Raw genomic sequence first — 12582 nt, forward strand, 5'->3', positions numbered from 1 at the left:
AGTCTATTGTAATTCATGTATGTCTTTTATTCAAGTTTATTTATAATTCCATCTCCACCTCTTTAACTAAAAGGGGATGTCGCACTAAAAATTTTATATACAATATATTGTTTTAATAATTAAAAACTAACACAACATATTGTATTATTTATTCTTAATGCGACATCCTCCATTTAATTTTTAACTATAATTTCTGCAATGGAAGCAAACTTTTCTTCGTCCTTGCTGACTTCAACTAGATTTATTTCTTTAAATTCATTTTTAATCTTTCTTACTGCTTCCCTTAAAGCTTCCTCTTCTGCTGGTGTCTTATATTCCACTTCTAGCCATATATTACCGTTATCCTTATCTACTGCTGAAAACTGAAATTTATTATGAGCAAATCTCACAAAGTTAATGCTAGATTTATTGTGGAAAAAGGTATACTTACTTTCATTTTGTAAATTACTAATGGCTCCTTTTAGATAATCACAAATGGATTTCTTCTGACCATTTACTTCTTCATTAAAAACAATTCCATCTTCATCAGTTGCCATTTCTATGAACAAATTAGTATATAGTTCTGTACCTTCCACATATACACGATAGATTTTATTTATATTAGGTATATTTTTAATATTAATAGCATTAGATGATAAGCAATTATACTTAATCTTATCGCTATCAAAAAATACATTGTCCATATACATTATTTTTGATGTCCATATTTCCTCTTCATTATCATCTATCATTATTATACGTCTACCAATCAATGACTTATTATCCTTAGTTAAAAAGAAAGCCCCATTGTTATATTCTGATAATATCCATTTATCAGTAAAGTTTATGGCTCCACTTTTATCTATTTGTGCAAACTTTAATTCCAATTTTTCTTCCACTCTGTCACTTCCTTATACACAAATAATTTATTAATTTAATCCTAAAATCTCCTTTAACTTATCTAAAAATCCCTTCTTATTTTGGCGATGAATGTGAATTGTACTGTTTCTTATAGGCTTTACTCTATAAATATCACCATCGTCTGCTTCTTCTATTTCCATAAGGCGCCTTTCAATTTCATCATAATCAATTAACCTTTCACTTACTTCATGTCTGCATAAATCTGTTATAAGCATATGAAGAAGCTTCCCCTTATAACTTTTATTATTAACATCTATAATAAAATCTCCTGTGGTTGCATTGGGATAAACAAAGGCTCCTCCCTTTATATCACTGGACGCAAACTTATATCTGCTACAGATTATTTGATGCATTAGCACTCCAAGGGAAAAAGCTCCCACTTGCCTTCCTCTTATATTAAAACGAGCATTACTATTGTAATCATTAAGTTCTGGCGCTGAATATCCATAAATGGTTCTTTCAAAATTTAAATGTCCTATATCCAAGTACCCTTCCCTCATCTTACATATGTGACTTAAGCCTACAAACCTAGGTACATCATCATTGAGAATGACGATATGCTCATCACTTAATCCTACTACACCATAGCCTTTCTCTTCCAATACCTTTAAAAATGCTAATATCTTACGACAAAGCTTTATTATCCTATTAACCTGTACCTTACCGAATTCATCGGTAAATACCTTTTCTCTGATTTTACTTCTTAAATCTATACCTGGTATATAATCTAAAATTAAGATAGGCTCACTGAAGCTATATTCATCTTCCAATTCATCATTTATGGTCTTAAACCAATCTAAGGGCTCTGGCAAAAGCATTGATGAAATATCATTTAAGATATTTAATTGTTGCATTAAATATTCTCTTCTTTCTTCTATGCGCCCTTCCTTTAAGTCCTTTTCTCTATAGCATGTACTCTTTGCTATCACAAGCCTTTTCACCGATTGATCATATGCCATATTTATCTTGGTAAGAGTATCTGTTCTTTCTTCCACCTCCTTTACCCAATTAAAATTTCCCTTGCATCGTTCTTCAATTTCTTCTAAGGATAATATCTTCCATCTTTCATTTATATTTTCCATGGTCATAGCATATTTCTCCTTATTAATTCCATGTTCTTGAGAATTTCAGTCCTCACTTCCATTACATTCTTATATCTATCTTCCTTACTATATTCAGTGCATTTCTTCACAAGGCTGGCTGTTTCATCTAAATACCCCATATCCATCAATCTTTCTATGGGAATTATGGTATCTTCTGTTTTTAATTCTTCTGTTAAAGGCTTACATCTTAATAAATGATAAAGAGTTGCACCTAAGGTATATATATCAGCTCTTTCATCTAGCTTAGCTAAAGATGCACTACCACTTCTAAATTCCGGTGGTTTATAACCAAAAGTTCCTGCTCCTGGTATACCTGCTCCCTTTATATTGCTGATGACTTCTTCATCATCATTTTCTAACACAAGGTTCATTGAACCAAAATCAAGGAGTGTAATAAAAAGCCTGCTGGTGATTATAATATTATCAGGTTTTAAATCTTGATAAATAAAGTATTGTTTATTATATTTAGGATAAATTTTTGATTTATGTCGCTGGTGAAAATTGGAGAGGATAGTGGTAAGCTCCAGGGCATATTCCATCACATCATTTTCCCAACGTCTTATATTGGTATAATTTCTATCATTCATCACATAATTAAATCCCATATTAACATAATGTCCTAGGTTTTCTCCATCTATCATCTGCATAACTATATATGGTTCATTATTATATATTTCTTCATCTTCACAATAAAACCTGACACCATCCACATCTATATGTGGTCCATGAATTTCTGGACAGTAATCGTAGACCACATCATTTATATTAGGCATCCTGCTTTCACCACTATTTTTAAATGCCTTAAGACATTTTATTTCAAAGGATATTTCTTCTCTCATATCCCTTATTTCATCATCTCTTGATTTGTCGTAAGCATAACTAAATAGTCCTGGAATATTATCATACCTTCTGGCTTTTATAAGTACATTCCTATTATTAAGCTTTTTATCAATAGCTTTATATACTATACCAAAGCCTCCATCAGCAGATTTTATATCCTTGATTTCATATCTTCCTTCTCCAATGGTTATTGGAGCTTTTAATGTTTCATCCTTTTCACCACATTCAATGGTAAACTCTTGAAAATTTCTATTAAGTGATCTACAACACTTCCACATAAATACATCACCTACTGTGCTATAAATTGTAATCCATATTTCCTGCTTAATACTATCATATCTCCATCATTTAATTTAACATCTTCATCTATTACTGGTTCAGTATTAACATGCAATGCATTGGAAGCTGAAAGCTTTCTTAAATAAAAGTTACCATCTTCCTTATAAATCATGGCATGCTGCCTACTGACATTTCTATCTTCATCTATACTAGTCATGTCTATATCAGGTATTGAGTTAATACTTTGTCGTCCTATGATAGTTTCATCATATTCAAGATTAACTACTGCAGCAATTTCTCTTCCTTTATAGATAAGAATCCTTGGTCCTTCTCCTGGAAGAGGTTCTATTTTTTTAACGATTCTTTCTTCTTCCACTATTTCATAAGGATAATCTCCTAAATCTACTTCCACTGGCGCACCACATATTCCACAACATGTTCTTGTTTCATATTCTTCATCATTTTCCGGAGTATAAATCTTGCCACAGGAATTCTTTATGCATATTTTTTTTTCCATTTATCTTGCTCCCTCCCATTATTGGTCTTCAAAAATTGATTCTATGTCTAGAGGCAGATTAATAAGCCCATCATCACCTATCTTGGTACTGGTATTTCTATTTTCATTCATCTTGGACATATCAAGCTTCTTTTCTTCACGATACTTTTCTAATATTCCTTTATAACCAGTAATAAGCTCTTCATTTTTCAAGTATTCACAAATGCCTATGATTCTTTGAAGATTATTTATTACCCTAGCATCATTACCATCTTTAGAATCCTCTTCAATTTCATCTTCATATCGCTTGATTTCTACCATCTTAAAATTTCTCTCAATATCACCAACTCTATATCTGCTTCTTCTACTATCTGTACCAAATTCCACCACCACTACGTTGGCATTGGTCTTTACCTTATCACCATACATATCCGGTATACAATATTCCACAGCAGTCTTCATGATATTAAAAGGTCCCTTTAAGTTAACTCTACTGGATACCGTTACATTAAAATAGAAGTTATAAAGCTGATCTTTTTCTATCTGACCTATATTAATGACATATTCTCTATCAGAAGAAATCTTGGCCTTACCTAAATACTTTTTTTCTGGAGTCCCTCTATAATGATCAGTAATTCTTACAAGAGGACTTATCTCAGTAAGTCTAAGTTTTACATTAGTCATGATTACTTGTTTTGATTTATCAAATAAATTATGGAATATCTTCACAGCTTCTTCACCATTGGAAATGATATCTGTTCTACCATTGCTAGGTATTGAAAGCTTCTCTAGGAAGGAAAACTTGATATCTTTATTTCCTACACCAAGACAATCTAGTGAAATACTATCATCACCTAAATATTCAGCTTCTCTAATGCCATCTTCTTCAGTATCACAGGTGGGAATACCATCAGTAACAAAAATTATCTTCTTTACCTTATCGCTGGTTTCTTCCTTCATTAATATCCTTGCTTCTCTTATGGCTGCTGAAATATTTGTATTACCTGATACAGTTACCTTATTTAATTCTGTTAACATAAAATCTTTATTTCTGCCGCTGATATTTTTAAATACTACTGTTGGTAAATCATTATAAGTTATTAAACTTAAGTTATCTTCTTCACTGCTATTTTTTATTAAACTTTCCACTGCTTTTTTAGCTACTTCAAACCTACTACCATACTCAACATTATCTTCTTCTATAACATCTGTCATGGATACACTAACATCTAACACTAAACATAAATCTACCCCTGAATTTACTTTTTCTTTTTCCATAAAGTCTTTTCTTATTTCATCGCTAGGCTGTACTCCAACCCTTACAATGATATTTTTCTCTTCATTATCTGAAAGCAAATATGGAATATTAGCTCCAGTCTTTATTACTAAATCTTGCATTTAGTCCCCTCCATGAAATTATTTTAAAATTTTAGAAGTTATAATGGTTATATTGTCTCCTCCACCATTTAAGTTAGCTTCAGTTATTATCTTGTTATTTAATACCTCCAATGACTTTTGCTTATTTTCTTTTATTATTCTTTCAAGGCTTTCTGTAACTTTCCATAAGTCATCATTATAGTAAGATTTATTTATATAATCAGTGACTCCATCGGAACAAATAATAATTATCTCACCTGGTTCTAATTCTAGACAATGTATACTGATATTAAATTTCCTAGGAAAAAGATTGCCATCTTTAAAAGATCCTCCCCCTATATATCTTGTTATGGCATGTCTACCTTCTGAATTCACCACCTTATCCCAAGGCGTTCCATTAGCTAATTTTAAATTCATCACATTATCTTCATAATTTAGTAAGTTAAGTCCATCTTTTTCACTATATATAAAGAGCCTACTATCACCTATGGATGTGTAATACATTCTGTTTCCTACCACAATGGCTAATATCAATGTACTGGCCATAATTCCTGATGGTGGTTCTTTTCTTATGTCTACCTTTGTTTTTATGGATTCAATAATATCTATATTCGATTTTGTAATTACTTTACTACAAAATTCCTTAATATTAGTTTCATCCTTTAGAAGAGATCCCTTTTCCTTAAAAGCTTCTATTATATTCTTTCTTAAGATGGAGCTGGCTTCTTTCCCTGACCCTAGTTTTGCCGTTGATACTCCATCTCCTAGGGCTAAAAGGGTAACTTCCTTTTTTTCATCCTTCATCACTAAAAACATATCTTCATTAAACTCATTTTCATCTTCATATTTTTTTATATGCATATCTCTTAAGGCCTTTTTCAATTTATTTACACCTACATTAGTACTGCCAAGGCTTTTTACCTTTAGTTTTGCCTTTTCAATATTATGTCTTTCTTCAATGAGATACTTATATCTTTCCTCCAATTCTTTAATGGATTTAAATCTTTTTTCCTTAGTAATATTTAAGCATCTCATGATAAAATTATGAAACTTATATGGCAGATCACCTCTAAATAACCTTAAATTATATCCATAATACATTTCTTCATCATCACTTAGGATTCCAAAGTTATTTAATATAAGTTGTAATAAAAGCTTGCCAAAGATATAAACATTAGACTCCTCATCTAGTTTTCCTTCAACCTTATTTAATACCTCCGGTGAACTTATGGAATATCCATAATCAAAGTTATCTACAATTGCTTTATTCCTTATAAATCTACGTCTATTAAATAGCTTTAAGCTTTCTATATCATCGCCATTTAGCCAAAAATCTTCTAGGTTAATAGCACTTATAATGAGCTTCTCTTCTGCAAGTTCTTTAAATATTTTTATAAGCCTTATGATAATTGTATTTATCTCATTTAATTCCAGCTTCCTATCACCTATATATTGATGCAAAGACTTGCTATTTTCTTTTTTTAAAAAGTAAATTTCTTGATTTTCTTCATCAACATATTGAGGATTTTCAATAGTTTTCCTATGGAAAATAAAATCTTCATAGCTTACCTTTGATTTTATCTTGTAAAAATTATTGGTAAGAGTACACTCTTCATATTCTTGAATTCCCTCAGCAATACTGATTACCCCACCACAGCTATCACAATATTTTGAATCCTTCAGCACCTTTCCACATCTTGGACATATATTTACCATTACTCCACCTCCCTGCCTTATAATTTCTTATAAATTAAACTAATAACTCCATAATATATATTAAAATTTATATTGAAATATAACTGATTCTACTTCTGTTTGCAGTAAATGTTGTTACTATATATTGAACATTACTTCTATTTTGTGACATAAAAAAATACAGTATTGCTTATGAATACTGCATTAGGTAACAGTGAACTATGGTCAATTCCTTAATTCACTGTATTGAATATTAATGCGATTTTCTGGATTATCATCTACACAATATAAAACAACTAAAAAAATCCACTCCAGCGGTTTCATAAGAATATAAACTATATCCGCAGAAAATTTAGTATTTATATGCTTGCTTAATGGATACCCGTACTTATCATAAATATATCTAATTATTTTATGAATTGTTGGCGTATATTCTTCTAAAATATTTTCAAAAGCATTGGCTACCATAAGCTGCCTGTTTACAGTTATTCGTTTACCGCGTCTAATACCACTTCTTAAAGGCTTCACCAAATTTTCATGACCTCTAGCTGCCACCGTACATAAATAGTGTCCATCCCCTGGAAGTATCACTGGATCTGGCGGTATAACCTTAGAATAATTATACGTACTAGTATCTAAAAACACTTGAATAAAACTATCAGGCTTTTGGCCAAATAATACAAGGAATAGCTGAATAGCTAAAAGCACAGGAAAAATAAACAATGTCCAAAAGCCAACATTAGTTTCATACTTTATAAAAATTCTGTATAGCTTATTTACTAATACATTCTTATAGATTTTATTTTTTTCTCCTTCTACACTTATTACCTTATCCATAGATTGCTTTAAAAGTACCACATACATCATGCTCAAATAAATTAAATGACGTCCTAAAGCCTTAATTATATAAGAAGAGGCAAACTCCCAGTCATTTACTTTAAAAGTATGAGTAAAATATATGACGTTTAATGCTATATTAATTAAAAGTATGCTACAGCTTATGACATAAAGTAAAGGTGCCATTTTTCCATTGAAATTTATCAAGATAAAATATACTAGCAATCCTAAAATAAAAAGCACTGCAAAGGTTAAAATATGCTGAAAAGATAAAGGCGTATAGCTATTTAAATACTGACCATTTAATTCATATCTTTCAAGAGGTATACCTGTATCTACTAAACTACTAATACATAATAAATTAAAACTGCTTAAAGCTATCACAATAAAAGAGTAAAATACCTCTACCTTCTCATTATTTAAAATAAACTTTTTATTTATAAATATTCCTCTTTTACCAAAGAAACTTTGTATCAATTTATAAATCCAAAAGACTGGCACTGAAAAAGCTGCAATAACATATAAATAAAACAATACTCTCCAAACCATAAAATCCCTTCTTTTAAAAATATTATAATTCTTTTTTTCAAATAATAATAGACTTATGGAGTTGCTTTTTTATATTTTATTAAAAAAAAGAAAACTCCTAATTAATAAGAGTTTCCATTTTTCATTTCTATCTATATTGCTTCTTCGGCATCTAATTGTGCTTTTCCTGTATAAAGTTGATAATATCTTCCACCAATTTCAAGAAGCTCATCATGATTTCCTCTTTCAATAATTTGTCCTTGTTCAAGTACCATTATTGCTTCAGAGTTTTTAATAGTTGAAAGTCTGTGTGCTATAACAAATACAGTTCTTCCTTCCATAAGCTTATCCATACCTTCTGCAATAAGCTTTTCTGTTCTTGTATCAATTGAGCTAGTAGCCTCATCCATAATAAGTACTGGTGGGTTTGCCACTGCTGCTCTAGCAATATTTAACAATTGTCTTTGACCTTGTGATAATCCTTCACCATCACCAGTTAATACTGTATCATATCCATGTGGTAAGTGCTTGATAAATGAATGAGCATTGGCAAGCTTAGCAGCTGCAATTACTTCTTCATCTGTTGCATCTAAATTACCATATCTAATATTATCAGCTATTGTACCTGTAAATAAGTGAGTATCTTGTAATACTACTCCCAGCGATTTTCTTAAATCTGCTTTCTTAATATCTTTAACATCTATTCCATCATAAGTAATCTTACCACTATTGATTTCATAGAATCTATTTATTAAATTTGTTATTGTTGTTTTACCTGCTCCTGTTGAACCAACAAAAGCAATCTTTTGTCCTGGCTTAGCAAAAAGATTAATATCCTTTAATACTATTTTTTCTTCATTATATCCAAAGACAACATCTTTAAATCTAACATCACCTGTAAGCAATTTAAGGCTTCCATCTTTAAGCTTCCAAGCCCAACGTCCTGTATTTTTAGTAGTTTCTTTTAATGTATTGTCTGCTGCTACCTCAACTCTAGTAAGAGTAACTTGTCCATTGTCAACTTCTTCTTCTTCTCCAAGAGCTGCAAATATTCTTTCAGCACCTGCAAGAGCAGCTAATATCATATTTACCTGTTGTGATACTTGAGCTATAGGATTAGATACTTGCTTTGTATATTGAAGGAAAGAGACTAATGAACCTAGGTCAAACTTTCCTGCAATGGTTAAAAGTCCACCAACACAACATGTAATAGCATAATTCATATGAGACATATTACCAAGCATTGGCATCATATATCCACCAAAGGCTTGAGCACCTGTAGATGATTCTCTTAACTCTTCATTATACTTCTTAAAATCTTCAATGGCCTTATCTTCATGACAGAACACCTTAATAACCTTTTGCCCTTCAATCATTTCTTCAATATAACCATTTAACTTACCAATATTTTTTTGTTGCATTCCAAAGTAATATTTACTCTTAGAACCAATCTTTTTAATTATAAAAATCATTAATGCTAAAAATGATATTGTTATTAAACTTAATATTGGGCTTAATACAACCATCATAACAATCATTCCTATAAATGAAAGTGATGATGACATAATATTGGCAACGCTGTTATTTAATGCTTCACCAATATTATCAATATCATTTGTGTAAAGACTCATTAAATCACCATGAGTATTTCTATCAAAATATTTAATAGGAAGATCTTGCATCTTATTAAATAAATCTCTTCTTATATCTCTAATGGTATTTTGAGAAACATGTACCATAATTCTTCCATAACCATAGGCTGAACAAGCTCCTCCTAAGAAGATTGCTCCCAGTATTACCAGCATCTTTGCCAATCCTGCAAAATCTCCTGGAAGTATATAATTATTAACTAATGGTTTTAAGAAATATGAACCTGCTACCATGGCAAATGAATTAAATACTACAAGTACTAATACTATAACTAAAAATAACTTATATTTACCTAAGTACCTTAATAAAGTACCTAATGTCTTTTTCATATTCTTAGGTTTAGGTTTGCCACCTGGCATTTTCTTTCCATCTGTACCTTTTCCCACTGGATGCATTTTATCCTTACTCACGTAACCCCACCCCTTCCTGTTGAGACTTGTATACATCTTTATATATTTCACATCTTGCCATTAATTCATCATGTGTACCAATATCATCGATTCTTCCATCATCCATGACAATTATTTTATCAGCTTCACAAACTGAATTAACCCTTTGTGCAATTATTATCTTAGTAGTATCTTTTAAATCTTCTGCAAAAGCTTTTCTAATCTTAGCATCTGTTGCTGTATCTACTGCACTTGTACTATCATCAAGGATAATTACCTTTGGATTCTTAAGAATAGCTCTAGCAATACAAAGTCTTTGTTTTTGTCCACCAGAAACATTTACTCCACCTTGCTCAATATGCATATCATATCTTCCTGGTAATCTATCGATAAATTCATCTACACAAGATGATGTTGCTGCTGCTTCAATTTGTGCTTCTGTTGCTTCAGCATTACCCCATCTTAAATTTTCAGCAATTGTTCCACTAAATAGTGTATTCTTTTGCAGTACCATGGCTACAGAGTTTCTTAAGGCTTCTATGTTATATTCCTTAACATTTCTACCACCAACAAATACTTCACCATTAGTGGCATCATATAATCTTGGTATAAGTTGTACTAAGCTTGTCTTACCAGCACCTGTACTTCCAATAATACCTACTGTTTCGCCAGCTTTAATTTTTATGTTGATATTTTCAAGATTTTCTTCTTCGCTATCATCTTCATATTTAAAGCTAACATTTCTAAACTCGATTTCACCATCTTCAACTTCCATAACTGCATTAGCTGGATCAACTATATCTGGTTCTTCTTCTAACACTTCTAAAATACGTGAAGCAGATGCTACTGATCTTGATATCATCATAAGAACCATAGAAATCATCATTAGCGCCATTAGAATTTGGAATGAATATGTCATGAAACTTGTTAACTTACCAACAGTTAATGTTCCTGCATAAACCATATTTCCTCCAAACCACAGTATTCCTATTACACTAGAGAATACAACAGCCTGCATAATTGGCATATTTAAAACAACTAGTCCAAAAGCACTAGTGGATGCATTTACTAAATCATCATTACTTGTTTTAAACTTTTCTTTTTCCTTAGCTTGTCTAACAAATGACTTAACTACTCTAATACCAATTAAATTTTCCTGTACTACTGTATTGATATTATCAATCTTCTTTTGCATAATATCAAATCTTGGTTTAACAGTCTTAATAATAAGACCTATAGATATTACTAAAACAGGAATTGATACTAGAAATATCATTGCTAATTTAGGACTTATTGTTATAGCTAAAACACAAGCACATATAAGCATCATAGGTGCTCTAACTAGTAATTTTATTCCCATTGTCATTGAGTTTTGAATCATTGTTATATCCGTAGTTAAACGAGTAATCAATGACGAAGTGCTGAATTTTTCAATATTATTAAATGAATAACTTTGAATCTTAATATATTCAGCCTCTCTAAGTTCTGCTCCAAAGCCTTGTCCTGCTATAGCTGCAAATTTTGATAATGCAAGACCAAAGCTTAGTGATATCATTGCCATGCAAACCATTAATAACCCCATTTTAATGGTATATCCAGTATCACCTAACGATATTCCTACGTCTACTATTTTAGCCATTACCAGTGGTATTAAAAGTTCAAAAACAACTTCTAAAACAGCACATGCAACCCCTAAAAATAAATACTTTTTATACTTTTTCATATAAGGGTATAACTTCTTTATCATTTTCTTCACCTCTTTAAATAAATTTTGTAATTACATAGTTAGCTATGTATAATATTAAAATTAAAGAGGATTACTCCTCTAAATTTTTTAATGCTTTATATAATAGTTCTTTTAGTAATACCTGATCTTTTTCAGATATATTTTTTACAAGCTTTGCTTCAACACTAAGTATTCCTTGATGAAAGCATTTATGTAATATATTATGACCCTCTTCTGTAACATGCAAACACTTACATCTAGCATCACCAGTACTAGCACACCTAACTATCATCCCTTTTTCTTCTAGTCTTTTTATTATTCCTGTAATAGTAGGATTAGTTAATTTTAAATGTTTTTCAACATCTTTTTGAAATACATCTCTCTTATTTTCATTTTTCAAAATATATACTAATACTTCATGTTGTGTTGCTGTCAAATTAAATTTTAAAAGATTTCTATTAATTTCATTAGTTATAGAATTGTTAAGAAATTTAATTAAGAGCCCAACATGAGCATCTACTCTAGCCTTCTTCATTGTTTCTCTCCCTATATAATACATAGCATACTATATATTATATAACAATAAACTTTTAAACACAAGTTTAAATTAATTTACAATGGAAAATTGTGAATTGTTATAAGCTTTAATGGATTTGCTTTAAATACATAATTAAATAGAATCCTCATCAATCTCTATTAATTATTCATTTTTAAATAAAATAAAATAGGAGTAGCTTGTCCATTTATCAAGCTAAACCTACT

10 protein-coding genes are annotated in these 12582 nt (G+C 30.5%); all 10 read right to left on the bottom strand.

The features are described 5' to 3' along the window. Positions 1–173: 173 nt before the first annotated feature. The 10 genes from Q5O29_RS06840 to Q5O29_RS06885 all read right to left on the bottom strand — a co-directional run bounded on the left by Q5O29_RS06840 (position 174) and on the right by Q5O29_RS06885 (position 12355). Positions 174–878, bottom strand: coding sequence for a hypothetical protein (locus Q5O29_RS06840; RefSeq protein WP_022212222.1), 705 nt, complete (start codon positions 876–878; stop codon positions 174–176). A gap of 30 nt (positions 879–908) precedes the next feature. Further along, positions 909–1988 carry a cAMK family protein kinase gene (locus tag Q5O29_RS06845; RefSeq protein WP_022212223.1) on the bottom strand — a complete coding sequence of 360 codons (1080 nt, stop codon included), beginning with the start codon at positions 1986–1988 and terminating at the stop codon, positions 909–911. Beyond that, positions 1985–3121: a protein kinase gene (locus Q5O29_RS06850; protein ID WP_022212224.1), complete on the bottom strand. Its 1137-nt coding sequence runs from the start codon at positions 3119–3121 to the stop codon at positions 1985–1987. The genes Q5O29_RS06845 and Q5O29_RS06850 overlap by 4 nt, the downstream gene beginning before the upstream one ends. Positions 3122–3132: 11 nt before the next feature. Next, on the bottom strand, positions 3133–3639 hold the full coding sequence (locus tag Q5O29_RS06855; RefSeq protein WP_022212225.1) for an FHA domain-containing protein: 507 nt from the start codon (positions 3637–3639) through the stop codon (positions 3133–3135). A gap of 18 nt (positions 3640–3657) precedes the next feature. Continuing rightward, a complete protein-coding gene (locus Q5O29_RS06860) occupies positions 3658–5016 on the bottom strand; it encodes a VWA domain-containing protein (protein WP_022212226.1) in 1359 nt (452 codons plus the stop codon). 18 nt (positions 5017–5034) lie between these two features. Further along, positions 5035–6711 (bottom strand): PP2C family serine/threonine-protein phosphatase, encoded by a 1677-nt coding sequence (locus tag Q5O29_RS06865; protein WP_022212227.1) that lies wholly within the window; start codon positions 6709–6711, stop codon positions 5035–5037. A gap of 204 nt (positions 6712–6915) precedes the next feature. Continuing rightward, on the bottom strand, positions 6916–8076 hold the full coding sequence (locus Q5O29_RS06870) for a DUF6688 family protein (RefSeq protein ID WP_022212228.1): 1161 nt from the start codon (positions 8074–8076) through the stop codon (positions 6916–6918). A 131-nt stretch (positions 8077–8207) separates the two neighbouring features. Continuing rightward, positions 8208–10064: an ABC transporter ATP-binding protein gene (locus tag Q5O29_RS06875; protein ID WP_302622969.1), complete on the bottom strand. Its 1857-nt coding sequence runs from the start codon at positions 10062–10064 to the stop codon at positions 8208–8210. 43 nt (positions 10065–10107) lie between these two features. Then, entirely contained in the window at positions 10108–11841 is a 1734-nt protein-coding gene (locus tag Q5O29_RS06880) for an ABC transporter ATP-binding protein (RefSeq protein WP_022212230.1), read from the bottom strand. Positions 11842–11911: 70 nt separating this feature from the next. Then, complete coding sequence (locus Q5O29_RS06885) at positions 11912–12355, bottom strand: MarR family winged helix-turn-helix transcriptional regulator (RefSeq protein WP_022212231.1); 444 nt, start codon at positions 12353–12355, stop codon at positions 11912–11914. Between the last annotated feature and the right edge of the window lie 227 nt (positions 12356–12582).

This window comes from Clostridium sp. CAG:265, from assembly GCF_000436575.1.
GTDB lineage: Bacteria > Bacillota > Clostridia > Clostridiales > Clostridiaceae > Clostridium > Clostridium lentum.

What these genes read in the sequence shown, in the direction of transcription:
- Q5O29_RS06845 (WP_022212223.1), bottom strand. Translation starts at nt 1,988, where the DNA reads ATGACCATGGAAAATATAAATGAAAGATGGAAGATATTATCCTTAGAA.
- Q5O29_RS06850 (WP_022212224.1), bottom strand. Translation starts at nt 3,121, where the DNA reads ATGTGGAAGTGTTGTAGATCACTTAATAGAAATTTTCAAGAGTTTACC.
- Q5O29_RS06855 (WP_022212225.1), bottom strand. Translation starts at nt 3,639, where the DNA reads ATGGAAAAAAAAATATGCATAAAGAATTCCTGTGGCAAGATTTATACT.
- Q5O29_RS06860 (WP_022212226.1), bottom strand. Translation starts at nt 5,016, where the DNA reads ATGCAAGATTTAGTAATAAAGACTGGAGCTAATATTCCATATTTGCTT.
- Q5O29_RS06865 (WP_022212227.1), bottom strand. Translation starts at nt 6,711, where the DNA reads ATGGTAAATATATGTCCAAGATGTGGAAAGGTGCTGAAGGATTCAAAA.
- Q5O29_RS06870 (WP_022212228.1), bottom strand. Translation starts at nt 8,076, where the DNA reads ATGGTTTGGAGAGTATTGTTTTATTTATATGTTATTGCAGCTTTTTCA.
- Q5O29_RS06875 (WP_302622969.1), bottom strand. Translation starts at nt 10,064, where the DNA reads ATGCCAGGTGGCAAACCTAAACCTAAGAATATGAAAAAGACATTAGGT.
- Q5O29_RS06880 (WP_022212230.1), bottom strand. Translation starts at nt 11,841, where the DNA reads ATGATAAAGAAGTTATACCCTTATATGAAAAAGTATAAAAAGTATTTA.
- Q5O29_RS06885 (WP_022212231.1), bottom strand. Translation starts at nt 12,355, where the DNA reads ATGAAGAAGGCTAGAGTAGATGCTCATGTTGGGCTCTTAATTAAATTT.